The 23,800-nt window shown below is 70.4% G+C and carries 24 protein-coding genes; 9 read left to right on the forward strand and 15 right to left on the reverse strand.

What is annotated here, in order from left to right:
- Nucleotides 1–13: 13 nt before the first annotated feature.
- Nucleotides 14–2,614 (reverse strand): FHA domain-containing protein, encoded by a 2,601-nt coding sequence (locus AB0P17_RS37720; protein ID WP_365818568.1) that lies wholly within the window; start codon nucleotides 2,612–2,614, stop codon nucleotides 14–16.
- Nucleotides 2,615–3,126: 512 nt separating this feature from the next.
- Here AB0P17_RS37720 and serB point away from each other — a divergent pair.
- Complete coding sequence (gene serB, locus AB0P17_RS37725; protein ID WP_365818570.1) at nucleotides 3,127–4,401, forward strand: phosphoserine phosphatase SerB; 1,275 nt, start codon at nucleotides 3,127–3,129, stop codon at nucleotides 4,399–4,401.
- A gap of 233 nt (nucleotides 4,402–4,634) precedes the next feature.
- Here the strand turns inward: serB and AB0P17_RS37730 are convergent, their stop codons facing one another.
- The 4 genes from AB0P17_RS37730 to AB0P17_RS37745 all read right to left on the reverse strand — a co-directional run bounded on the left by AB0P17_RS37730 (nucleotide 4,635) and on the right by AB0P17_RS37745 (nucleotide 7,010).
- Nucleotides 4,635–5,153, reverse strand: coding sequence for a histidine phosphatase family protein (locus AB0P17_RS37730; protein WP_365818572.1), 519 nt, complete (start codon nucleotides 5,151–5,153; stop codon nucleotides 4,635–4,637).
- 93 nt (nucleotides 5,154–5,246) lie between these two features.
- On the reverse strand, nucleotides 5,247–5,456 hold the full coding sequence (locus AB0P17_RS37735; RefSeq protein WP_365818574.1) for a hypothetical protein: 210 nt from the start codon (nucleotides 5,454–5,456) through the stop codon (nucleotides 5,247–5,249).
- 185 nt (nucleotides 5,457–5,641) lie between these two features.
- On the reverse strand, nucleotides 5,642–5,758 hold the full coding sequence (locus AB0P17_RS37740; RefSeq protein ID WP_267899034.1) for an SGM_5486 family transporter-associated protein: 117 nt from the start codon (nucleotides 5,756–5,758) through the stop codon (nucleotides 5,642–5,644).
- Nucleotides 5,759–5,762: 4 nt separating this feature from the next.
- Nucleotides 5,763–7,010, reverse strand: coding sequence for an MFS transporter (locus AB0P17_RS37745; RefSeq protein WP_365818622.1), 1,248 nt, complete (start codon nucleotides 7,008–7,010; stop codon nucleotides 5,763–5,765).
- Between the two features lie 183 nt (nucleotides 7,011–7,193).
- On the opposite strand from AB0P17_RS37745, the gene AB0P17_RS37750 reads away from it, so the two are divergent.
- Nucleotides 7,194–7,874, forward strand: a complete 681-nt coding sequence (locus AB0P17_RS37750) for a FadR/GntR family transcriptional regulator (protein ID WP_365818576.1) — start codon at nucleotides 7,194–7,196, stop codon at nucleotides 7,872–7,874.
- On the opposite strand, the gene AB0P17_RS37755 is transcribed toward AB0P17_RS37750, so the two are convergent.
- The 6 genes from AB0P17_RS37755 to AB0P17_RS37780 form a co-directional block, all read right to left on the reverse strand.
- Entirely contained in the window at nucleotides 7,855–8,223 is a 369-nt protein-coding gene (locus AB0P17_RS37755) for a hypothetical protein (RefSeq protein WP_365818578.1), read from the reverse strand. The genes AB0P17_RS37750 and AB0P17_RS37755 overlap by 20 nt on opposite strands.
- Nucleotides 8,224–8,408: 185 nt before the next feature.
- The gene (gene fabI / locus AB0P17_RS37760) at nucleotides 8,409–9,179 is read right to left on the reverse strand and encodes an enoyl-ACP reductase FabI (protein WP_365818580.1); all 771 of its coding nucleotides are present in this window, start codon (nucleotides 9,177–9,179) and stop codon (nucleotides 8,409–8,411) included.
- Nucleotides 9,180–9,183: 4 nt separating this feature from the next.
- A complete protein-coding gene (fabG, locus tag AB0P17_RS37765; protein WP_365818582.1) occupies nucleotides 9,184–9,903 on the reverse strand; it encodes a 3-oxoacyl-[acyl-carrier-protein] reductase in 720 nt (239 codons plus the stop codon).
- A 151-nt stretch (nucleotides 9,904–10,054) separates the two neighbouring features.
- A complete protein-coding gene (locus AB0P17_RS37770; RefSeq protein WP_365818584.1) occupies nucleotides 10,055–11,176 on the reverse strand; it encodes an SEC-C domain-containing protein in 1,122 nt (373 codons plus the stop codon).
- Nucleotides 11,177–11,287: 111 nt separating this feature from the next.
- Nucleotides 11,288–12,406 carry a hypothetical protein gene (locus AB0P17_RS37775; protein WP_365818624.1) on the reverse strand — a complete coding sequence of 373 codons (1,119 nt, stop codon included), beginning with the start codon at nucleotides 12,404–12,406 and terminating at the stop codon, nucleotides 11,288–11,290.
- A gap of 148 nt (nucleotides 12,407–12,554) precedes the next feature.
- On the reverse strand, nucleotides 12,555–13,019 hold the full coding sequence (locus AB0P17_RS37780; protein WP_365818586.1) for an ATP-binding protein: 465 nt from the start codon (nucleotides 13,017–13,019) through the stop codon (nucleotides 12,555–12,557).
- A 195-nt stretch (nucleotides 13,020–13,214) separates the two neighbouring features.
- Here AB0P17_RS37780 and AB0P17_RS37785 point away from each other — a divergent pair, with 195 nt between their 5' ends.
- The 5 genes from AB0P17_RS37785 to tyrS all read left to right on the forward strand — a co-directional run bounded on the left by AB0P17_RS37785 (nucleotide 13,215) and on the right by tyrS (nucleotide 18,704).
- A complete protein-coding gene (locus AB0P17_RS37785) occupies nucleotides 13,215–14,081 on the forward strand; it encodes a helix-turn-helix transcriptional regulator (RefSeq protein WP_365818588.1) in 867 nt (288 codons plus the stop codon).
- Nucleotides 14,078–14,299 carry a DUF397 domain-containing protein gene (locus AB0P17_RS37790; protein WP_365818590.1) on the forward strand — a complete coding sequence of 74 codons (222 nt, stop codon included), beginning with the start codon at nucleotides 14,078–14,080 and terminating at the stop codon, nucleotides 14,297–14,299. Before AB0P17_RS37785 ends, AB0P17_RS37790 begins: the two co-directional genes overlap by 4 nt.
- Nucleotides 14,300–14,427: 128 nt before the next feature.
- Complete coding sequence (locus tag AB0P17_RS37795) at nucleotides 14,428–15,951, forward strand: TldD/PmbA family protein (protein ID WP_365818592.1); 1,524 nt, start codon at nucleotides 14,428–14,430, stop codon at nucleotides 15,949–15,951.
- 17 nt (nucleotides 15,952–15,968) lie between these two features.
- Entirely contained in the window at nucleotides 15,969–17,360 is a 1,392-nt protein-coding gene (locus AB0P17_RS37800; RefSeq protein WP_365818626.1) for a metallopeptidase TldD-related protein, read from the forward strand.
- A 75-nt stretch (nucleotides 17,361–17,435) separates the two neighbouring features.
- Entirely contained in the window at nucleotides 17,436–18,704 is a 1,269-nt protein-coding gene (tyrS, locus tag AB0P17_RS37805; protein ID WP_365818594.1) for a tyrosine--tRNA ligase, read from the forward strand.
- Between the two features lie 190 nt (nucleotides 18,705–18,894).
- On the opposite strand, the gene AB0P17_RS37810 is transcribed toward tyrS, so the two are convergent.
- The gene (locus AB0P17_RS37810) at nucleotides 18,895–19,194 is read right to left on the reverse strand and encodes a GlsB/YeaQ/YmgE family stress response membrane protein (RefSeq protein WP_365818596.1); all 300 of its coding nucleotides are present in this window, start codon (nucleotides 19,192–19,194) and stop codon (nucleotides 18,895–18,897) included.
- A gap of 235 nt (nucleotides 19,195–19,429) precedes the next feature.
- Between AB0P17_RS37810 and AB0P17_RS37815 the strand changes: the two genes are divergently transcribed.
- A complete protein-coding gene (locus AB0P17_RS37815) occupies nucleotides 19,430–19,816 on the forward strand; it encodes a DUF3099 domain-containing protein (RefSeq protein ID WP_365818598.1) in 387 nt (128 codons plus the stop codon).
- A 364-nt stretch (nucleotides 19,817–20,180) separates the two neighbouring features.
- A complete protein-coding gene (locus AB0P17_RS37820) occupies nucleotides 20,181–20,453 on the forward strand; it encodes a hypothetical protein (protein WP_365818600.1) in 273 nt (90 codons plus the stop codon).
- Here the strand turns inward: AB0P17_RS37820 and moaA are convergent.
- The 3 genes from moaA to AB0P17_RS37835 all read right to left on the reverse strand — a co-directional run bounded on the left by moaA (nucleotide 20,436) and on the right by AB0P17_RS37835 (nucleotide 23,738).
- On the reverse strand, nucleotides 20,436–21,425 hold the full coding sequence (gene moaA / locus AB0P17_RS37825; protein ID WP_365818602.1) for a GTP 3',8-cyclase MoaA: 990 nt from the start codon (nucleotides 21,423–21,425) through the stop codon (nucleotides 20,436–20,438). The genes AB0P17_RS37820 and moaA overlap by 18 nt on opposite strands.
- 220 nt (nucleotides 21,426–21,645) lie before the next feature.
- A complete protein-coding gene (locus AB0P17_RS37830) occupies nucleotides 21,646–23,298 on the reverse strand; it encodes a cation acetate symporter (RefSeq protein WP_365818604.1) in 1,653 nt (550 codons plus the stop codon).
- Nucleotides 23,295–23,738, reverse strand: coding sequence for a DUF485 domain-containing protein (locus AB0P17_RS37835; RefSeq protein ID WP_365818606.1), 444 nt, complete (start codon nucleotides 23,736–23,738; stop codon nucleotides 23,295–23,297). The genes AB0P17_RS37830 and AB0P17_RS37835 overlap by 4 nt, the downstream gene beginning before the upstream one ends.
- Nucleotides 23,739–23,800 lie beyond the last annotated feature (62 nt).

Below are 23,800 nucleotides of genomic sequence, written 5' to 3' on the forward strand. Positions count from 1 at the left end.
GGCGCGCCGGCCGTCACTTGCGCATGACCTCGGGCTCGTGGCGGCGCAGCAGCCGCGCGACCGCGAAGCCGCAGACGACCCCGATCAGCAGCAGGACCGAGATGTTCAGGGCCCACTGGCTCGCGGCGTGCTCCCACAGCGGGTCCAGGTTCGTCGGGTCGTTGATGTCCCACGGCGCCATCAGGTGCGAGAGGTCCAGGGTCGTGGCCGCTCCGGCGATGGCCCAGCGGGACGGCATCAGCCAGGCGAGCTGCTCCAGGCCCGGCGAGTCGTAGAGCTGGAAGAGGACGCCGGTGAACACGACCTGGACGATCGCGAACATGACGAGCAGCGGCATCGTCTTCTCGGCGGTCTTCACCAGCGAGGAGATGACCAGGCCGAACATCATCGAGGTGAAGCCGAGGGCGATCACGACCAGGCAGATCTCGACGGCGGGCGGCATGATCAGGCCCTCTTCGGGCAGCACACGGGGCGCGAAGCCGATACCGCAGATGATGACGCCCTGGAAGGCGGTGATCACACCGAGTGTGATCACCTTGGACATCAGATAGGCGGAACGGGAGAGGCCGGTGGCCCGTTCCCGTTCGTAGATCACCCTTTCCTTGATCAGTTCACGTACGGAGTTGGCCGCGCCGGAGAAGCACATGCCGACCGTGAGGATCAGCATGATCGTGCCCGCGGCGCCGTTGAACCGGGACGGCGCCTCGGGCGGCCCGAGGCCGAACTTGGCGGGGATCACGACACTGACCACCCCGAGCACGGCGGGCAGGATCAGCATCAGCCCCATGAAGCCCTTGTCGGAGGCGATCACCGAGGCGTAGCGGCGTATCAGCGTCCAGAGCTGGGAGCCCCAGCTCTGGGCCTTCGGCGGGCGCATCTGCTGGTGCGGCGGCATGGGGGCGGACTGCGGGGCGACGGCGTCGATGTCCGCGGCGTACATCTGGTAGTGCTGGGAGCCGCGCCAGCGGCCCGCCCAGTCGTAGTCGCGGTAGTTCTCGAAGGCCGAGAAGACATCCGCCCACGTGCTGTAGCCGAAGAAGTTGAGTGCTTCCTCCGGCGGGCCGAAGTACGCGACGGAGCCGCCGGGGGCCATCACGAGCAGCTTGTCGCAGATGCCCAGCTCGGCCACGGAGTGGGTGACCACCAGGACCGTACGGCCGTCGTCGGCGAGGCCGCGCAGCAGCTGCATGACATCGCGGTCCATGCCCGGGTCGAGGCCGGAGGTCGGCTCGTCCAGGAAGATCAGCGACGGCTTGGTGAGCAGTTCGAGGGCCACGGACACGCGCTTGCGCTGACCACCGGAGAGCGAGGTGATCTTCTTGTCCTTGTGGATGTCGAGCTTCAGCTCGCCCAGCACCTCGCCGATCCGGGCCTCGCGCTCGGCCTCGGCGGTGTCGCCGGGGAAGCGGAGCTTGGCCGCGTACTTGAGCGCCTTCTTGACGGTCAGCTCCTTGTGCAGGATGTCGTCCTGCGGAACGAGACCGATGCGCTGACGCAGCTCGGCGAACTGCTTGTACAGGTTCCGGTTGTCGTAGAGGACCTCGCCCTGGTCGGCGGGGCGGTAGCCGGTGAGCGCCTTGAGGAGCGTGGACTTGCCGGAGCCGGAGGGGCCGATGACCGCGATCAGCGACTTCTCGGGGACGCCGAAGGAGACGTCCTTGAGGATCTGCTTGCCGCCGTCGACCGTCACCGTGAGGTGCCGGGCGGAGAAGGAGACCTCACCGGTGTCGACGAACTCTTCGAGCCGGTCGCCGACCAGCCGGAAGGTGGAGTGACCGACGCCGACGATGTCGTTGGGGCCGAGGAGCACGGTGCCGGACTTGGCGATCGGCTGACCGTTGACGTACGTGCCGTTGTGGGATCCGAGGTCGTGGATCTCGAAGCGGCCGTCGGGGGTCGCCGTGAACTCGGCGTGGTGGCGCGAGACCTGGAGGTCGGAGACGACCAGGTCGTTCTCCAGCGCACGGCCGATGCGCATCACCCGGCCGAGGGAGAACTCGTGGAAGGTGGTCGGGCTGCGGTCCCCGTACGTGGACGGGGCCCCCGCGACGCCGCCCGCACCGCCCAGGTCCGGCCGCTGCGCCTGCTGGGGCTGGTACGCCTGCTGCCCGGGAGCCTGCGCCTGGTGCGGTACGGAGCCCTGTGGCGGTGCCTGCTGCCAGTTCTGCTGCGGCGGAGCCGCCTGCTGCTGGGCGGCCGCCCAGCCCTGCTGGGCCCCCGCCTGCTGCGGCGGAGCGCCCTGGGCGGCGGCCTGGGCGCCGTAGGCCCCGGCGCCGGCTCCGGCCGGCGCCCCCGCCGGTGCTCCCGCTGCCGCGCCGGTGAGGCTCACGCGCGGTCCGTCGTTGGCGTTGCCGAGATGGACGGCGGAGCCGGCGCCTATCTCCGACCGCTGGACGCGCTGCCCCCGCAGATAGGTGCCGTTGGTGCTGCCGTGGTCCTCAATGACCCAGCCATTGCCTCCCCAGCTGATCGTGGCGTGACGCCACGAGACCCTGGCGTCGTCGATCACGACGTCGCCCTGTGGATCGCGGCCGAGGGTGTACGACCTGGAGGGATCGAGCGTCCAGGTCCTTCCGTTCAATTCCAGTACGAGTTCCGGCACTCCATGCCCCACTTGTTGTCCCCCGAGTTTCCCCCATCGCAGGGAGTCTAGGGATGGCGAACATCGGGGGGAACTATTTCAGGCTCGCTCCTGACTTTGAAAGTCGGGCCGTGTGCAATACCGGCACAAGCGTGTAACAGCCCCACAAGGGAGGCCTGTCGGGGGAGAACAAAGACCCACGGAAAGCAACAAGACCGGCAAACCACGGCTCCGGCCGGGGCGCCGGGAGGGTTGTCCGGGGCCGTGCCGGAGCACACTGGACGGCATCGGACCGGTTGGGGGCGATATAAACCGTCGTTTTCTCGCCAATCGAAGACCGGCCCGGGGACCGTAGCGGAGTCAGGTAATCCGGTACGTCGGGTACTTCCCGGGCACCGGAGGGTGCGCGGGAGGCACCAGGGAGTGCCCGGGAGGCCGGGGCGCACCGTATCCGCTGGTCATCCCCGCCCTCGCCGGGTGATCGCTGTCCGGTACGCGGGACGGTTGGCCGGTTTCCGCGCCCCGCCCGATACGGTGGAACCACCATGAGCGCAACTCAGCCCCGTCTGAACTCCGACGTCCCGACCCTCCTCGTCAAGATCTTCGGAAAAGACCGCCCGGGGATCACCGCCGGGCTCTTCGACACCCTCGCCGCCTTCTCCGTCGACGTGATCGACATCGAGCAGGTCGTCACCCGTGGCCGTATCGTCCTGTGCGCGCTCGTCACCGCGCCGACCGCGGGCGGTGCCACCGAGGGCGAGCTGCGGGCCACCGTGCACAGTTGGACCGAATCCCTCAAACTACAGGCCGAGATCATCTCCGGCACGGGCGACAACCGCCCGCGCGGCAGCGGCCGTTCGCATGTCACCGTCCTCGGCAACCCGCTGACCGCCGAGTCGACGGCGGCCATAGCCGCCAGCATCACCGCGACCGGCGGCAACATCGACCGGATCTTCCGGCTCGCGAAGTACCCGGTCACGGCGGTCGAGTTCGCCGTGTCCGGGGTGGAGACCGAACCGCTGCGGACCGCGCTCGCCACCGAGGCGGCCGGGATCGGGGTGGATGTCGCCGTCGTCTCGGCCGGGCTGCACCGCCGGGCCCAGCGGCTGGTGGTGATGGATGTGGACTCGACCCTGATCCAGGACGAGGTCATCGAGCTGTTCGCGGCGCACGCGGGCTGCGAGGCCGAGGTCGCCGCGGTGACCGCCAGGGCCATGCTCGGGGAGCTGGACTTCGAGGAGTCCCTGCACGCCCGGGTCGCCCTGCTCGCCGGGCTCGACGCGTCGGTGGTGGAGAAGGTACGGGCCGAGGTACGGCTCACCCCCGGCGCCCGCACCCTGGTCCGTACGCTCAAGCGGCTCGGCTACCAGGTGGGGGTGGTCTCCGGCGGATTCACCCAGGTCACCGATGCCCTCCAGGGACAGCTCGGCCTGGATTTCGCCGCCGCCAACACCCTGGAGATCGTGGACGGGAAGCTCACGGGACGGGTCGTGGGCGAGATCGTCGACCGGGAGGGCAAGGCCCGGCTGCTGCGCAGGTTCGCGTCCGAGGCCGGGGTGCCGCTGGCGCAGACGGTCGCCATCGGGGACGGCGCGAACGACCTCGACATGCTGAACGCGGCGGGCCTGGGCGTGGCCTTCAACGCCAAGCCGGTGGTCCGGGAGGCCGCGCACACGGCGGTGAACGTACCGTTCCTGGACACCGTGCTGTATCTGCTCGGCATCACCCGCGAGGAGGTCGAGATCGCGGACTGCGAGGACGGCCTCAACGAACCTGTCATACCGGTCGAGCCGGGTCCGCGGAGCGGCCTGACCGACTGAGTCGACGGCCGCGCGAGGCCGGACAAACCGGATGGACCGGAAAGAGACGAAGGTCGAGGGCCCCGGTACGGAGTCGGCGTACGCGCCGGCCTCCGCGCCGGGGCCCTCCCCTTCGCCGCGCGCAGCCCGGCCCACGTACGACCTGGTCGGTGTACGGCTTGCCCGGCCCGCGTACGCCTGCCCCTGCCGTACGGCCGGAATCAGACGCGCACAAGTCGCGGCTCAATCGCGGATCAATCGCGCGGCGTCCAGAACTCGGTGAGCGTCGCCACGCCGTGCTCCACCGACTTCCAGGTGCCGTCGAAGGTGAGGACCGCGAAGGCCGCGGTGGGGAACGCGCTCCTGTTCATCCGCGTGAGCGCGTCGCCCTCCGTCCGGCCCGCGAGCGCGTCGGCGAGGGCGTGCGTGCCGGGGTTGTGCCCGACGAGGAGGAGGTCGCGCACCTCGTCGGGGGTTTCGTTGACCACAGCGATCAACTCACCGAGGGCGGCGTCGTACAGCCGGTCCTCGTAGACGGTCCTGGGGCGCTGCGGCAGCTCCGCCACGGCGAGCTTCCAGGTCTCTCGCGTTCTGACCGCGGTCGAGCAGAGGGCCAGATCGAAGGCGATGCCCGTCTCGGCCAGCCTGCGGCCGGCGATGGGCGCATCCGCACGGCCCCGGTCGGCGAGCGGCCTGTCGTGGTCGGCCACGTCCGGCCAGTCGGCCTTCGCGTGCCGGAGGAGGACGATCCTGCGGGGTGTTTCGACGCTCATGCTTCCCAGCTTCGCATGAAATGAGCCAGCGGGCGCAGGGTGTTGACGTGCTCACCCGGCACGGGTGAACGGCGCCGTCACCGCTGACCGGTACTACCGGGCCAGCGTCAGATGCAGCTGTTCCAGGATCCGGCCGACCGTGGGGTCGGCGGGCACGGCATGCGCCTGGGCGGGATCCGCCACCAGCAGGAACAGGACCACGAAGGCTATGGAGGGCAGGGCGACCGACCACCACGGCAGCCGCGTTTCGACGCCGCCGGAGGGAAGCGGGGAGTGGGACCGGGAGTGGGTACGGGCCGGCATGGCCGCCTCCGGGAGTCGGTGATTCGGGTCGGTGATCCGCGATGCCTCCACGCTACGGACCGGCGGGCCCGGCTCCCATCCGGTGACCCACCCACTTGACCCTGACCCACGCCCCCTAGGGGATGGGGGGACAACCCCACCCCGACCGGCCCGCGGGCAGGGAGCGAGGGCCGACGGGGCGGCGGTCAGGGGCTGGCGATGGTCGCGACGATGCTGATGATCACCATGATGCCGATGATCGTGCCGAAGACGAGCAGCAGTTTCCGCTGCCCGTTCTGGGGGTTCGGGTCAAGGACTGGCATGCGCTCAGTCTCGCATCCGCGTCTCGTCCTCGATCGTCCGGTCCCGCCCCGCGATGACGCCCATCACCATCTGCGGCACGAGGAACCCCGCCATCAGCGCGATCGGCAGCCCCCAGCCGCCGGAGTGCTGGTACAGGACGCCCACCAGTACGGGGCCCGGGATGGAGATCAGATAGCCGGTGCTCTGGGCGAAGGCCGAGAGGCGCGCGACACCGGCGCCCGTCCTGGACCGCAGGCCGATCATGGTGAGGGCCAGCGGGAAGGAGCAGTTCGAGATGCCCAGCAGCACGGCCCACAGCCACGCTCCGCCGGCCGGCGCGACGTACAGCCCGGCGAAGGCGGTCAGCCCGCAGAGCCCCAGGGCGACGACGATCGGCCCCTGACTGCTCATCCGGGTCGCCACCCGCGGGATCACGAAGGCCAGCGGCACGCCCATCGCCATGATCACGGCGAGCAGCAGCCCCGCCGTGGACGCCGGGACCCCGGCGTCCCGGAAGACCTGCGGCATCCAGCCCATGGTGATGTACGCGCCGGTGGCCTGGAGGCCGAAGAAGCAGGCCAGGGCCCACGCCGTACGGCTGCGCCCGAGCCCGGGACCGGACCCGCCACCGCCCGGAGCCATCGAGGCGGTGCCGGCCGGAGCCGCGTCCCCGCCCGGGGCGCGGTCGCGGGCCAGGGCGGTCCACGGCAGTACGGCCGCGGCGGCGAGCACCGCCCAGACGCCCAGCCCCGTACGCCAACTGCCGCCCAGCGCCTCGGTCATCGGGACGGTCACCGCGGCCGCCGTGGCGGTGCCGAGCGCCAGCGCCATGGAGTACAGGCCGGTCATGGTGCCGACCCGGTCCGGGAAGTGGCGCTTGACGATCACCGGCATCAGCACGTTGCTGACGGCGATCCCCATGAGGGCGAAGGCGCTGGCGGCGAGGAAGCCGGCCGTACCGCCGGCGAACGGCCGGAGCGCCACTCCGGCGGCGATCGCCACCATCCCGGCGAGCACGACGGCGCCGGGGCCGAAGCGGCGCGCCAGCCGGGGCGCGGCGAAGCCGAAGGCGGCGAAGCAGAGCGGCGGTACGGAGGTGAGGACCCCCGCGAGGGTGCCGCTCATCTGCAGTCCGTCCCGCACCTCTTCCAGGAGGGCGCCGAGGCTGGTGATGGCGGGGCGGAGGTTGAGGGCGGCGAGGACGAGCCCTGCCATGAGAAGCCGTGTACGCCACTGCGAGTGCTTCGGAAGCTCGGGGAGCGGCGCGCTCATGGCGACGCCCGGGGCTTTCGCCGGTATGTGCCGGGTCGGTGGGCGGAGGGAGGTGTGCGACTCGTCGGGCATGGGCCCATCATAGAATGATGGGATGATTGACTGTCCACTCGCGGGACGCCGCCCGCCTGCGGAAGACTGATCGTCCCCGGGACGACGTCCCTCCCAGAGACCAGGAGCACCATGGCACTGACCTCTCCCCGGCGCTCCGCGCTCTCCGATCAGGTGATCGCCGAGCTGCGGAATCAGATCACGTCGGGCGCGTGGCCGGTGGGCTCACGCATCCCCACCGAGCCCGAGCTGGTCGAGCAGCTCGGTGTGGCGCGCAACACCGTCCGCGAGGCGGTGCGCGCCCTCGCCCACAACGGGCTGCTGGACATCCGGCAGGGCTCGGGCACGTATGTCGTCGCGACCAGCGAGCTGGCCGGGGTGATGCACCGCCGGTTCGCCGACGCGGATCCCCTGCACGTCGCCGAGTTGCGCTCCACACTGGAGTCCTCGGCCGCGCGGCTGGCCGCCCGGCGCCGTACCGAACGCGATCTGGGGCAGCTCGACACGCTCCTCGCGCGGCGCGACGAGGCATGGGCCGCGGGGGACGCGGAACGGTTCGTGGCGGCCGACGCGACCCTGCACCTCGCGGTCGTCGCCGCCTCGCACAACGAGGTGCTGACGGCGCTCTACGCGGATCTGGGCCATCTCCTGCGTGACTGGCTCCGCGACGGCGTGGGCCGGGAGCTGCGCCCCGAGAACCACATGGACCACGCGCGGCTGGTGGCGGCGATCCGGGCCGGCGACGCGGAGACGGCGGCGGCCGAGGCGGCCAGCTACACCGAGCACTGCGTGGTCACGGGCGTTCGTGGCTGACCCGTACGGAACGGACCTCCTTCCAGCACCGGTCGGCGAGCCGGACGTATCCGGCGGCCCGGATGTCCACGGCCGCGCCGACGGCGTCGATGTCCCACCAGCGCGCGCAGTCCACGTGCAGCCGGACACGGTCCGTCTCGGGGTACGGGTTGTGGCAGTACGCGAGGGCGTGGGAGCCCTGGATCTCCGTACGGCAGGTGGCGTGGAACCGGTCGGCGCCCGGGCGGTCCTGGCCCGGGCGCCCGCCGGCCATCGTGAACGCGGAGGCGGCCAGCACGGCCGCCGCGACAACGGCCGCCCGGCGGCGGTGACGGGCGAGGCGGGAGCGGTGGGAACGGCGGGGACGCATACGGGCACCTCCTCCCCCACCGAACGGCCGGGCACCGGGCGGAAACGGCTCCGGAAGACTCCGTTGGCCCCAGTGTGCGGTGAAGCCGCGCTCTTTTCGACTCGGGGAGAAACACGGGAGCCGCGTGCCGTCCCCGGGACGGAACACGCGGCTCCCCAGCACTGCCGAGCGGTATCAGCCCCCGGTCAGGCACCCATCATGTGCACGCCGCCGTCGACGTGGACGATCTCGCCGGTGGTCTTCGGGAAGAAGTCCGACAGCAGGCCGACGATGCCGCGCCCGGCCGGCTCCGGGTCCGTGAGGTCCCAGCCGATCGGGGCCCGGTGGTTCCAGACGTCCGCGAGCGACTCGAAGCCCGGGATCGACTTGGCCGCCATCGACTTGAGGGGGCCGGCCGAGATCAGGTTGCAGCGGATGTTCTGGGCGCCCAGGTCACGCGCGAGGTAGCGGTTGGTGGACTCCAGGGCCGCCTTGGCGACGCCCATCCAGTCGTACTTGGGCCAGGCGACCTGCGCGTCGAAGGTGAGGCCGACGACCGAGCCGCCGCGCCCCATCAGCGGCAGGCAGGCCGTCGTCAGCGACTTCAGGGAGTACGCCGAGACGTGCACCGCCGTGGAGACGTCCTCCCAGCTTCCCTCCAGGAAGTTGAAGGCGCCCTGCGGGCCGAAGGCGATCGAGTGCACGACGCCGTCGAGGGAGGCGCCCTCGCCCTGGTGCTCACGGATCTTGTCGGCCAGCCCGTCCAGGTGCTCCTGGTTGGTGACGTCCAGCTCGATGACCGGGGCGGGCTTGGGCAGCCGCTTGGCGATGCGCTCGACGAGCGAGAGCCGGCCGAAGCCGGTGAGGATGACGTCCGCGCCCTCCTCCTGCGCCACCTTGGCGGCCTGGAAGGCGATGGAGGACTCCGTGAGGACCCCCGTCACGAGAATGCGCTTGCCGGCGAGGATTCCACTCATGTGATCAGTGACCCATGCCCAATCCGCCGTCAACGGGAATGACGGCTCCAGTGATGTACGAGGCGTCGTCGGAGGCGAGGAACCGCACCGTCGCGGCGATCTCCTCCGGCTGCGCGTAACGGCCGAGCGGCACCTGCGAGACGATGCCCGCGCGCTGCTCGTCCGTGAGGACCTGTGTCATGTCGGTGTCGACGAAGCCCGGCGCGACGACATTGAAGGTGATGTTCCGCGAACCCAGCTCACGGGCGAGAGACCGGGCGAACCCGACCAGTCCGGCCTTGGACGCGGCGTAGTTCGCCTGCCCCGCCGAACCGAGCAGCCCGACCACGGACGAGATCAGCACGACCCGGCCCTTCTTGGCCCGCAGCATCGCGCGGTTGGCGCGCTTGACGACGCGGAAGGTGCCGGTGAGGTTGGTGTCGAGCACGGACGCGAAGTCCTCCTCGGACATCCGCATCAGCAACTGGTCCTTGGTGATACCGGCGTTGGCCACCAGCACCTCCACGGGACCGTGCTTCTCCTCGATCTCCTTGTATGCCTGCTCCACCTGCTCGCTGTCGGTGATGTCGCAGCGGACCGCCAGGCAGCCCAGCTCCGTGAGAACCTGCGGCGGCTCGCCGGAGCGGTAGGTGATGGCGACCTTGTCGCCGTTGTCGGCGAAGGCACGGGCGATGGCGAGGCCGATGCCCCGGTTTCCTCCGGTGACGAGAACCGAGCGGCTCAACGGATCAGCCTTTCCTCAGGGGGTCTGCTACCCCTGAAAACCTATAGGTCCCGCCCGTTCCACGGGGACTCGGCCCCTGACAGCGCCTCGGGGCACTCCCTGTCGGATCCCTACAGAAACGCGTGGCCGCGTTTCCCGTCGGCGGCCGGGATCAGGACAGCGCCGCCGGGTTGCCGCAGCACTTCTTGTATTTACGTCCCGACCGGCACCAGCAGGGACCGTTGCGCGGCGGCGGCCAGTCGTCGGCGCGCCCGGTCCTGGCCAGTTCCGCGGCGTACGCGGACCGCGTGGCGGGGACGGCCGGCGAGGTGTCCCGGCCCCGCGCGTACTCGTCGAGATCCGCTACGGAGCCCTGCCCGACGGCGAGCCGGACGCCTCCCTGGTCGGAGAGGTCCCGCAGGGTCCGCTCGACCTGCCGAAGATGCCCGGCGTGCTCGGTTCCGTACTCGTCGGCGGCTTCTGCCCAGGTGTCGAGGAGCCGCCCGAACTCCACCTCGGGCCAGAAGAGCACGCACGGCATCACCGTCCGCGGCCGGGCAGCAGCCGCATCGCGCTCGTTCCGAGCCGCTGCTTCCTCGGCCGCCAGCATCTCGTTCCGCATCATTTCGGGATCGCTCTCCCAGGTGGCGTCGAGCCGCCGGGGGTCGTGAAGTTCGTCGAGCGATCGCAACTCGCCGAAGAAACCGTCTCGCCCCTGGTGCAGCTCATGGGCGAGTTCGTCGCCGTCGTCGTGCGGCTCCCCGAGCCTCCGGCGCACCCGATGGCGCCCGATCACCAGCATGTCCACATCGTCGTCACCGGTCCCCCGGTCACCCACCGAGGCCAGCGGGGTCGTCGCCCCGAGCGCCTGGGTGATACCCGCCGTGAACCACTCGGCGGCGGCACGGTACTCGCCCTTGGCCTCGAACAACTCGGCGACGGCGTTCCAAGCTCCCGCGTCCTTGATACGGCTCCGGCGCAGGTCAGTGGCGGCCGCCCGCGCCTCCGCCTCCCGCCCGGCATCCCACAACGCACCGATGCGGTACGCCTCGGTCAGCTCCGGAGCCGCGGGGCCGTCCGCGAGCAGCCGCTCGTACACCGCGACCGCCCGGCCGTGCTCCCCGGCTGCACTCCACTCGCCGGCCGCATCGTGCAGCAGCTCTTCGCGCGCTTCCGGATACCGCTCGGCGTCCGCCTCCATCTCGGCGGCGGCCTCGGCGGCGGAGTACACACGGCGGACCGGGCGGGGCGCGGGGACACGCTTTCGCGTGGTGGAACGACTCTTAGAGGACATGCGCTCACCGTACCGATGCCCATCAGTACGAACCGCACGATGGGACTGAGTGCCCTCGTGCGGGTGACACGACTGCTGCGGTCCCGACCGGCTCTGGTTCACGTGCCCGGTTCACTCACCGCCGTACAACCGCTCCAGCCCCACCAGAACGACCTCGCCACGCCGCTCCGCCGCGCGCAGTTCGGGGGTGAACCCGGCCGCGCTGAAGCAGACGGGCCGGGCCTGTGTCACATCGGTGCCCCGCTCGGCCAGCAGCCGCAGAATCATCCACAGCCGTTCGAGATGCCCGATCCCCATTTTCTGGTCCCACTTGCTCCGGTTCTTGCGGAAGGCGTCCGTCTGCCGACGCACCAGGCCGCAGTCCTGGAGCACGGTCAACGGATGCGTGATATCGCCGGTGGGCCGGGCGAGGAAGCTCGCGATACGGCCGGACGTACAGTTCCCCGAGGCGATCGCAGACAGCACGGAGTGATAGATCGCCCGGTCCCGCAGGTCGGATTCGTCTGCCAGCAGATAGCGCGCCTCCCGGTAGAGGGGCGAGCTCGGCGAGAGTACGGTGCGGCAGATCCATGCGTCGAAGTCCTCGATGCCGGACGGGGTGTCGTCCCGTACGAACTCACGGCGGTAGGCCGGAGTGCCGCCGACGACGGAGTGGACGAGCACCGCGAGCCGGGGATCGCCGATGCCCCAGAACTCGGCCGCCTTCCGGAAGTCGAGCGGATGGACGACGAGTTCCAGACTCGCCCTGCCACGCAACGGCGACGTGCCGCTGAGCAGCCCGCCCATGAAGGCGAGCGAGCTGCCGCACAGCAGCAGCCGGGTTCTGGACTCCCGGCGCTCCGGGCGGCGCGGCCCGTACGCCACCTGAAGTACGGAGGGCAGCGAGGGCGAGTGGCGCGCGAGATAGGGGAATTCGTCGACCACCACCGGAAGGGGCCCTTCCCGCCCGAGCGCCAGGAGGGCATCGACGGCCGCTTCCCAGCGGTCGAACCTGAGCGGGGCGGCGCTCCGCGTGTACAGGGCCAGCTCATCGCCGAAGCGGCGCAGCGACTCGGCTTCCGTCGCCTCGTAGGCGCAGAAGTAGAAGCCGTCACCGGCCCGGGCGAGCGCGTCGAGCAGGAACGACTTGCCCTGCCTGCGCCGACCGGACACGACGGCCATCGTCGCCTCGGGCCCGGGATCGGACGCGAAGGCTGTCAGCTCGCTCCACTCCCGGTCCCGGTCGAACATGTCGTCCGGCTTCGCGAGGTGGTGCTGCCCCTGCCGCACACGCGCCCCTCCCCTTCGTTTCGGCGGGTTCCCGGTCAAGGAAGCACATTTCCCGGAAGTACGTTTCCCTCACGACATGGCAGGGGGTACGTCACGGTCACCACCGCCGTCAGTCCCGCGGCAGCAGGCAGCGGATCTGTTTCCCGACGGGCGTGGGCATCACATCCCAGCCGGGCGCGAGCACGTCCACGATCGCCAGCCCGCGTCCGGACTCGGCCTCCGGATCGTTCATGGCCACGCCCGAGTGCCAGGGCATCCGGCGCCCGTCCGGATCGTGCAGCCGGACCCAGACACCCGCCGCTCCCGCCTCCACCTCGGCGACGAGCGGAACGTAGTCGCCGCAGGCGTGGACGGCGTTGCTGTAGAGCTCGGCGAGAACGAGCTGCGCGCAGTCCACGCCGTTCGGGCTGACGCCCGCGTCGAGGAGGGTCTTCTCGGTGAGCCCGCGTACGGCGCGGAGGTTGCGCGGGGAGGCGGACATGTGGAGGGAGAAACCGGCGGGGGTGGGGGTGAGGTAGTGGCCGAGGGTGGCGGGGTGGCGAAGAGCGGGCTCGTGGGGCGGGTTGAGGTTCATGGAGCCTCCAGCCGTAGGCGGCGCGCGTCGTCAGCGCCGATCGATGTAACGCCTTGATGTCACACCATCGCTTTGGGTGACCGATGGAGCGAGGGTGCATCCTTTCCATGATCGATCGCAACCTTTCCACCCGATCGAGTGGTGAACCCGCGAAGTCGGGGGCAGGCCACCGAAATCCGGTGCCAAACTCCGGGCATGCCGAACTCTCCGCTCGTCCCGACCATCCGCCGCCGCCGTCTTGGATCGGCCTTGCGCAGGCTTCGCAACGACGCCGGACTCACACTCGACGATGCCGCCAGGGCCGTGGGCTGGAAGGGCCCGAAAATGTCGAAGATCGAGAACGCGGCTCAGTCCATCCGCCCCAACGACCTGGCCGGGTTGCTCAAGGTGTACGGGGTGACCGACCGCGAGGTGTACACCGCACTGGACAACCTGGCCAAGGACGCTGGAAAGAAAGGCTGGTGGCAGACGTACAGCGGCATCGTCTCGCCGTCCTACGCGGACTACATCTCCCTGGAGTCCGACGCCGAGACCATTTCCGCGTGGTCCCCGTTGGTCATTCCCGGCCTGCTGCAGACCGCCGCGTACGCCCGCGAGAACATCGCCGGCATCACCACCTCGCGGACCCCGGACGAGGTTGCCGCGCTGGCTGAGGTCCGGTTGGCCCGTCAGTCGGTCCTCACACGCCCAGGTGCCCCGTTGGAATACTGGGCGATCATCCATGAAGCAACGCTTCACCAGCGATTTGCCGTACGGCCCGACACCATGCGGGACCAGCTGCGGCGCCTTCTGGACACTGCCGAGATGCCCAATGTCACCGTCCAGTTGATGCCACTGGATTGCACCGCGCACCCTGGCGTCGTCGGCGGTTTCAGCGTCACATCGTTTCCCGCACGCATGCCATCCGTCGTGCTCTTGGAGAACGTGGGCGGTGCCGCCTACGTTGAAGGAGACGAAGCGGCTCCCTTCACGAGAGCCTTCGAACGCATCCGCGCCACGGCTCTCTCGACAGAGGATTCGCTGGCACGGATCGCCGAGATGGAAGAAGGCCAAAGAAAGTGACCGACTCGAAGGCAGAGCTGTACGCCTACGACCTCTCCGCCGCCTCCTGGCGCAAGTCGTCCGCCAGCGGAGCCGAACACGACTGTGTCGAGATCGCGGAACTCCCCGGTGCAGGACGAGCCATACGCGACTCGAAGGACCCCCAGCGCACTCCCCTGCGCTTCACCGCCGCGGGGTGGGCCGCCTTCCGTACCGGAGTGGTCACCGGCGAACTCTGAGCGCCACCAAACGCTCGCCGAGGCACAGGTCCCCCTGCGCACACGATCGTCCGGGCGCGCGACGTGCGTCCGTGCTTGACTTCCGTCTGGCGGATACGACGGTGTGAGCAGAAAAGGGGAGGCCGCACATGGCCCATGACATCGACCAGGAGTTCCTGGCGCTGCCGCTGCGGGCGCTCGCCGACGCCGCGCTCGCGCGGGCGCGGGCGCTCGGCGCGCAGCACGCGGATTTCCGGTTCGAGCGGGTGCGCGGCGCGGCCTGGCGATTGCGGGACGGGAAGCCGGCCGGGTCCTCGGACACCACCGATCTCGGGTACGCGGTCCGGGTGGTGCACGGCGGGGCCTGGGGTTTCGCGTCCGGGGTGGATCTGACGATGGACGCGGCGGCGCGGGTCGCCGGGCAGGCCGTGGCGATGGCCAAGCTGTCCGCGAAGGTGATCGCCGCCGCCGGGTCCGACGAGCGGGTGGAGCTGGCCGAGGAGCCGGTGCACGCCGAGAAGACCTGGGTGTCGGCGTACGAGATCGATCCGTTCGCCGTCCCCGACGAGGAGAAGAGCGGGCTGCTCACCGAGTGGAGCGAGCGGCTGCTGCGGGCGGAGGGCGTGGCGCATGTGGACGCCTCGCTGCTGACGGTCCACGAGAACAAGTTCTACGCGGACACGGCGGGCACCGTCACCACCCAGCAGCGAGTACGGCTGCATCCGCAGCTCACGGCCGTCGCGGTCGACGGCAAGAGCGGCGAGTTCGACTCGATGCGCACGATCGCGCCGCCCGTCGGCCGGGGCTGGGAGTACCTGACCGGGACCGGCTGGGACTGGGACGCGGAGCTGGAGCGCATCCCGGAACTGCTCGCGGAGAAGATGCGGGCGCCGAGCGTCGAGGCCGGAACGTACGACCTGGTCGTCGACCCGTCCAACCTGTGGCTGACGATCCACGAGTCGATCGGCCACGCCACCGAGCTGGACCGGGCGCTGGGGTACGAGGCGGCGTACGCGGGGACGTCGTTCGCCACGTTCGACCAGCTCGGGACGTTGGCGTACGGCTCCTCGGTGATGAATGTGACGGGCGACCGCACCGCCGAGCACGGGCTCGCCACGATCGGGTACGACGACGAGGGCGTCGAGGCGCAGTCGTGGGACCTGGTCAAGGAGGGCACGCTCGTCGGCTACCAGCTCGACCGCCGGATCGCGAAGCTCACCGACCTCGGCCGGTCGAACGGCTGCGCGTACGCGGACTCGCCGGGGCATGTGCCCGTGCAGCGCATGGCGAACGTGTCGCTGCGGCCGGATCCGGGCGGGCTCGCCACGGAGGATCTGATCGGCGGGGTCGAGCGCGGGATCTACGTGGTCGGCGACCGGTCGTGGTCGATCGACATGCAGCGCTACAACTTCCAGTTCACGGGGCAGCGGTTCTTCCGGATCGAGAACGGCAAGCTGGCGGGCCAGCTCCGCGATGTCGCCTACCAGGCGACGACCACGGACTTCTGGGGCTCGATGGAGGCGGTCGGCGGACCGCAGACCTATGTCCTGGGCGGCGCCTTCAACTGCGGCAAGGCGCAGCCGGGCCAGGTGGCGGCGGTCTCCCACGGCTGCCCGTCGGCGCTGTTCCGCGGCGTCAACATTCTGAACACGACGCAGGAGGCTGGCCGATGACTTCCCCGACTTCCCCCATGAGCCGTATCAGCAAGCCGCACGAGATCGTGGAGCGCGCCCTCGAACTGTCCACCGCCGACGGCTGTGTGGTCATCGCCGACGAGCAGTCCTCCGCCAACCTCCGCTGGGCGGGCAACGCGCTGACGACCAACGGGGTCACCCGGGGCCGGGCGCTCACCGTCATCGCGACCGTGGACGGCGCGCGGGGCACCGCCTCCGGGGTCGTGTCGCGCTCCGCCGTCACCGCCGACGACCTGGAGCCGCTGGTGCGGGCCGCCGAGGCCGCCGCGCGGGGGGCCGGGCCCGCCGAGGACGCGCAGCCGCTGGTGGGGGCGGAGCGGGTGTCGGGGGACTTCACGGACGCGCCCGCCGAGACGACCTCCGCCGTCTTCGCGGAGTTCGCGCCGGCGCTGGGCGAGTCCTTCGCCCGGGCCCGGGCCGGCGGCCGGGAGCTGTACGGTTTCGCCAACCACGAGCTGACCTCCACGTATCTCGGTACGTCGACGGGCGTACGGCTGCGCCACGACCAGCCGAGCGGCACGCTGGAGCTGAACGCGAAGTCGCCCGACCGCTCGCGCTCCGCCTGGGCCGGGCGGGCCACCCGCGACTTCACGGACGTGGACCCGGCCGCCCTCGACGCCGAGCTGGCCCAGCGGCTCGCCTGGGCCGAGCGCAAGATCGAGCTGCCCGCCGGGCGGTACGAGACGCTGCTGCCGCCGACCGCCGTGGCCGATCTGCTGATCTACCAGTTCTGGTCGTCGGCGGCCCGGGACGCGGCGGAGGGCCGTACGGTCTTCTCCCGGCCCGGCGGCGGCACCCGCGTCGGGGAGAAGCTGTCGGAGCTGCCGCTCACGCTGCGCAGCGACCCCGGCGAGCCCGGTCTGGAGTCCGCGCCGTTCGTGATCGCGCACGCCTCCGGCGACGACGCCTCCGTCTTCGACAACGGGCTGCCCCTCGCCCCCACGGAGTGGGTGCGCGGCGGCACCCTGGACCGTCTGATCACCACCCGGCACAGCGCCGCGCTGACCGGACTCCCGGTCGCGCCCGGCATCGGCAATCTGATCCTGGACGGCGGGGGCGGGCGCTCGCTGGACGAGATGGTCGCGGACACCTCACGCGGGCTGCTGCTGACCTGCCTCTGGTACATCCGCGAGGTCGATCCGGCGACCCTGCTGCTCACGGGTCTGACCAGGGACGGCGTCTATCTGGTCGAGAACGGTGAGGTCGTCGGCGAGGTGAACAACTTCCGGTTCAACGAGTCGCCCGTCGACCTGCTGTCCCGGGCCGCGGAGGCCGGCCGTACGGAGAAGACGCTGCCGCGCGAGTGGGGCGACTGGTTCACCCGGGCCGCGATGCCCGCCCTGCGCATCCCCGATTTCAACATGAGCTCGGTCAGCCAGGGCGTATGACCGCCATAGACTGATGATTCGACCGATTCGACGCCGCACCATCCACGCGTGCACCACCCGAGGAGAGAAACGACCGTGACGGACATCGTCGACGACCTGAAGTGGCGCGGGCTCTTCGCCCAGTCCACCGACGAGGACGCCTTGCGCAAGGCGCTCGCGGACGGTCCCGTCACGTTCTATTGCGGCTTCGACCCCACCGCGCCCAGCCTGCACGTGGGTCATCTCGTGCAGGTGCTGACCGTACGCAGGCTCCAGCGGGCCGGGCACCGGCCGCTGGCGCTGGTGGGCGGGGCCACCGGGCAGATCGGTGACCCGCGGCCGACCGCCGAGCGCACCCTGAACGACCCGGAGACGGTGGCGGGCTGGGTGCAGCGGCTGCGGTCGCAGATCGAGCCGTTCCTCTCCTTCGAGGGCCCGAACGCGGCGACCATGGTCAACAACCTGGACTGGACCGCGGGACTGTCCGCGATCGAGTTCCTGCGGGATATCGGGAAGCACTTCCGCGTCAACAGGATGCTGACGAAGGACTCCATCGCCCGGCGGCTGGAGTCCGACGAGGGCATCAGCTACACCGAGTTCAGCTACCAGCTGCTCCAGAGCATGGACTTCCTGGAGCTGTACCGCCGGTACGGCTGCGTCCTCCAGCAGGGCGGCAGCGACCAGTGGGGCAATCTCACGGCCGGCCTGGACCTGATCCACCGCCTGGAGCCGGGCGCCGAGGTGCACGCGCTGGCGACGCCGCTGATGACGAAGGCGGACGGCACCAAGTTCGGCAAGACGGAGGGGGGCGCGGTCTGGCTCGACCCGGAGATGACGACGCCGTACGCGTTCTACCAGTTCTGGCTGAATGTGGACGACCGCGACATCTCCGCGTACAGCCGCATCCTCAGCTTCCGCGACCGCGCGGAGCTGGAGGAGCTGGAGCGGGCCACGGCGGAACGTCCACAGGCGCGCGCCGCGCAGCGGGCACTGGCGGAGGAGCTGACGACGCTGGTGCACGGCGCGGAGCAGTGCGCGGCGGTCATCTCGGCCTCCCGGGCGCTCTTCGGCCAGGGCGAGCTGACGGAGCTGGACGAGGCGACGCTGGGCGCGGCGCTCTCCGAGGTGCCGCGCGCCGAGGTCAAGGAGCTGGCGTCGGTGGTGGACCTGCTCGCCGCGGTGGGTCTGGCGCCGAGCAAGTCGGCGGCGCGGCGGACCGTCAAGGAGGGCGGGGCGTACATGAACAACGTGAAGGTCGCGGACGGCGAGGCGGTCCCGGACCGTACGGAACTGCTGCACGGCCGGTGGCTGGTGCTCCGCCGCGGGAAGAAGAACCTGGCCGCGGTCGAGGTCACGGCGGGCTGATCAGGGATCCAGGGATAGGGATACGGACACGGCTGCGGCCGGGTACGCGGGAGGTCATCCGGGTACCCGGCCGCGGTGGTGTTCCGGGGCCGGGCCCGTACCGCGATGGTGTTCCCGGGCCGGCCCCGTACCGCGCGGGTGTTCCCGGGACGGGGTCCGTACTGCGGGGGCGTTCCCGGGACGGGGTCCGTCAGATGCGCTCCCGGGTGCCGGTGGTGCCCGTGCCCTTGGTGCCGCGGATCGCGTGCCAGAGCTTGGCGCCGAGGGCGACCACGATGACGGCCCCGATGAGCTGGAGCACGTGCCGGGTCCAGTCGACGCCCTTGGTGTCGGCCACCCCGAGCCAGCCGGCGACGGCGTTGCCGAGCACGCTGCCCAGGATGCCGAACAGGGTCGTCAGCCACAGCGGGATGTTCTGCTTGCCCGGGATGATCGCTTTGGCGATCAGGCCGAGCACCAGTCCCACGATGATGACCCACAACCAGCTCATGGTCGCCTCCTCACACGGCGCGATGTGCGCATGAGGGCCAGTCTGTGGCGATCGCCCATACGGCGCATGTCGGACGCGGCCGTACGGGGCGTGACGAGCGGTGTCGGCCCGATCGACGAGAGGGGTCGGTCACGCTGAAGGGTGACCCCCTCTCGTAGCCGCCGGGCGCCGGGCGTACCGTGAGGGGTACTCCGATCCGGGGAGTCCGGCGGCGGGAATCGGGTGGTGGAACGTGATGCGGAAGCAGAGCGGCACGGAGGTCTTCCAGATCACCGGGGCCCGTACGGGACTGGCCGAGGATGTACGTGGCCGGCAGCGCCGGTATGTGATCTCGATGACGGTACGGACGCTCTCGGTGATCGCCACGGTGGCCCTGTGGAACGTGCAAAGGCCTGTCGCGATCGTGACGCTCGCCCTGGGGGTGCTGCTGCCCTATGTGGCGGTGGTGATCGCCAACGCGGGCCGGGAGAACTCCCCCGCGCTGCCCGCCACGTTCGTGGCCACGCCGACCCTGCCCCCGATGATCGCGGCGCCGCCCGCGTCCGGTACGGCGCAAGCGGGGGCCGGGAGCACCGGCCGGGAGTACGGTGAGGGGCCGTCACCGACACGGGAACCGACGTGACGGGAGGCGGCGGACCCGGCGGGAGCGGACTCACCGCGTCCGCCTGAAGCAGGCGCAGCCTCAAGAAAAGCTCAGATCAATCGTGAAGTTCCGGTGCACGGCACCCCATTGCGCGTGACATACTTTGCAGGCGCTCCGCATCCCCCGTCGGAGCGACGGACCGACGCCGGGCAGCTCCCCCCGTGGCTGCTCGGCGTCGCCTTTTCCAGGGTCGAACACGACCTTTCCCGGGCTGAGCGCGACCTTCCCGGGGGCGAACACGACGTTTCCCTGGGCCGAGCGCGAACCTTTCCCGAGTCGATCACGACCTTTCCCGAGTCGATCACGGCCGGGGGCCATGACCGCGACGCCCTAGGGTGGGTGGGTGAACTTCCCCCTCTTCCCCGCTCCTGATTCCCCTGACGACAGCGCGGCTCCGGTCTGCTCCGCGAAGGGCTGCCGGGACACCGCCGTCTGGGTCCTCGCCTGGAACAACCCCAAGCTGCACACGCCGGAGCGCCGCAAGACCTGGCTGGCGTGCGACGCGCACCGGGAACACCTTTCGTCGTTCCTGGGGGTGCGCGGGTTCCTCAAGGAGGTCGTGACCCTGGCGGAGTGGGAGGGTCGCGAGGAGCACGATTCAGCCTCCGATGGCTGACATGGGCCGGTCCGGCTGGAGAAACGCGGGATCGTCCAGACCGGAACCGGCCTTCTTTCCCCACATCGCCAGCTTCCAGAGCGTCGCTATCTCCTCGTCGGGGGCGCCCGAGCGCAGGGCGGCCCGCAGGTCGGTCTCCTCCCGGGCGAACAGGCAGGTACGCACCTGGCCGTCGGCCGTCAGCCGGGTGCGGTCGCAGGCGCCGCAGAAGGGACGGGTGACGGAGGCGATCACCCCCACGCGGTGCGGGCCGCCGTCCACGAGCCAGCGCTCGGCGGGCGCCGAGCCCCGGGCGCTCCCGCTCTCCTCGGTCAGCGTGAAGCGGGTCCGCAGCGAGGCCAGGATGTCACCGGCCGTGACCATGCCCTCGCGCTTCCAGCCGTGCTGCGCGTCGAGGGGCATCTGCTCGATGAACCGCAGCTCGTAGCCGTGCTCGACCGCCCAGGCCAGCAGATCGGGGGCCTCGTCCTCGTTGACCCCCGGCATCAGGACCGTATTGACCTTGACGGGGGTCAGCCCCGCGTCGCGGGCCGCGCGCAGTCCGTCGAGGACGTCCCGGTGCCGGTCCCGGCGGGTGAGGGCCTTGAAGGCGTCGGGCCGCAGGGTGTCGAGGGAGACGTTGACGCGGTCCAGCCCTGCGGCCTTCAGCGCGGCCGCCGTACGCACCAGCCCGATGCCGTTGGTGGTCAGCGACATCCTGGGGCGCGGCTCCAGCGCCGCGCACCGCTCCACGATGCCGACGAGCCCGGGCCTGAGCAGCGGCTCACCGCCGGTGAAGCGGATCTCCTCGATGCCCAGACGTGCCACGGCCAGTCCGATCAGCCGGACGATCTCGTCATCGGTCAGCAGCTCGGATTTCGTGAGCCACTGGAGGCCTTCCTCCGGCATGCAGTAGGTGCACCGCAGATTGCACTTGTCCGTGAGCGAGACACGAAGATCCGTGGCAACCCGGCCGTAGGTGTCGATGAGCACGCTGGCCCCTCCCGGTGATGTCTGGTGGTCGGTGTGGCTCCCCGGTGACCGGCCGGTGATCGGATCCGGCTCCATCGAGCCTACGTCAGACCTCCAACAGCGTTGCCGGCGCTGACAGCTCCGACAGCGGAAAGCGGGGGAAAGCTGTGGAAAGCAGCGGGGCCGCGTCGCGGGATTCCACGAAGCGGCCCCGGAGCAGAGCTCGTTCACCCGCTCAAGGTCAGTGCGCCGCCGTACCGGTGAGGGACTTGACCTCCAGCTCGGCGTACTTGCCGCTGTCCGGCTCCTCCTTGGAGAGTACGGTGCCCAGCCAGCCCAGCAGGAAGCCCAGCGGGATGGAGATCAGCCCCGGGTTCTCCAGCGGGAAGAAGTGGAAGTCGACGTCCGGGAACATCGACGTGGGCTTGCCCGAGACGACCGGCGAGAAGAGCACCAGCAGGACGGACGAGGACAGACCGCCGTAGATGGACCACAGGGCGCCCTGGGTGGTGAACCTCTTCCAGAACAGGCTGTACAGGATCGTCGGCAGGTTGGCCGAGGCGGCGACGGCGAAGGCGAGCGCGACCAGTCCGGCCACGTTCAGATCGCGGGCCATGGCACCGAGTCCGATGGAGACGACACCGATGGCGACGGTCGCCCAGCGGGCCGCGCGGACCTCCTCCTGCTCGGTCGCCTCGCCCTTGCGGATCACATTGGCGTAGATGTCGTGGGCGAACGACGAGGACGAGGCGAGCGTCAGCCCTGCGACCACCGCGAGGATGGTGGCGAAGGCGACCGCCGAGATCACGGCCAGCAGGATCGCGCCGCCCGTCGACCCGGCGCCGCCTCCGATCTCCAGGGCCGCCAGGGGAGCCGCCGTGTTGCCCGCCTTGTTGGAGGCGATGATGTCGTCCGACTTGAGGAGCGCGGCGGCGCCGAAGCCGAGGACGATCGTCATCAGGTAGAAGGCACCGATGATGCCGATGGCCCAGATGACCGACTTGCGGGCCGCCTGCGCGGTCGGCACGGTGTAGAAGCGGATCAGGATGTGCGGCAGCCCCGCCGTACCGAGGACCAGGGCGATCCCCAGCGAGATGAAGTCCAGCTTCGAGGTGGCCGTCGCACCGTACTTGAGACCGGGCTCCAGGAAGGCCGCGCCCTTGCCGCTGTTGCTCGCCGCCGTCCCCAGCAGGTCGGAGAGGTTGAAGTGGAACTTCCACAGGATCAGGAGCGTGATCAGCAGGGTTCCCGCGATGAGCAGGACGGCCTTGACCATCTGCACCCAGGTGGTGCCCTTCATGCCGCCGATCGTGACGTACACGATCATCAGCAGGCCGACCAGCGCGACGATGGCGATCTTCCCCGCGTCGCTGGTGATGCCGAGCAGCAGGGAGACCAGCACGCCCGCGCCGGCCATCTGCGCCAGCAGGTAGAAGATCGACACGACGATGGTGGAGGTGCCGGCGGCGGTACGGACCGGGCGCTGGCGCATGCGGTACGCGAGGACGTCGCCCATCGTGTACCGGCCGGAGTTGCGCAGCGGTTCTGCGACGAGCAGCAGCGCGACGAGCCAGGCGACCAGGAAGCCGATGGAGTAGAGGAAGCCGTCGTACCCGAAGAGCGCGATGGCCCCGGCGATCCCGAGGAACGACGCGGCGGACATGTAGTCGCCGGAGACGGCGAGGCCGTTCTGGAAGCCGGAGAACTGCCGCCCGCCCGCGTAGAAGTCGGAGGCGTCCTTGGTCTGGCGGCCGGCCCAGACGGTGATGATCAGGGTCGCCACGACGAAGAGCCCGAAGAGCGTGATGATCAGCGGCCGGTGCTCGCTGGCGTCGCCGGTGGCGGCGAGCTGCACCGGGGCCGACTGGCCGAGGAGAGTGACGGGATGGCTCATGCGTCCGCCTCCATGCGGGACTTGATGGCCTCGGCCTGCGGGTCGAGCTTCCGCGCCGCGTGCCGCGAGTAGACCCAGGCGATGAGGAAGGTGGTGGCGAACTGCGCGAGGCCGAGGACCAGCGCGACGTTGATGTTGCCGAAGACCTTGGTGCCCATGAAGCCGCCCGCGTAGTTGGACAGCAGGACGTAGAGCAGGTACCAGGCGATGAAGGCGACGGTCAGCGGGAAGGCGAAGGAGCGGTAGGTACGGCGCAGTTCGCCGAACTCCTCGCTCCCCTGTACCGCGACGTACTGGGCCGTCGTGGGCTGGGCCGTCGTGGGCCCGTCCGCCGGGATCCGGTCCTGCGGAGCCCCGCTCTTCGGGGCCCCCTCGGGTGTGGACGGGACGGTGCTGGTGTCCGTACCGCCCTCGGGCGGCGGCGGTGTGTCGGAAGCCACGGACTCTCCTCGTGACGCGGGTGCGGTGGGGTGGTTCATGGGGACGGGAGACCTCACAGGGA

The sequence above is a fragment of the Streptomyces sp. NPDC088124 genome (genome assembly GCF_040685895.1).
Taxonomy (GTDB): Bacteria; Actinomycetota; Actinomycetes; order Streptomycetales; family Streptomycetaceae; genus Streptomyces.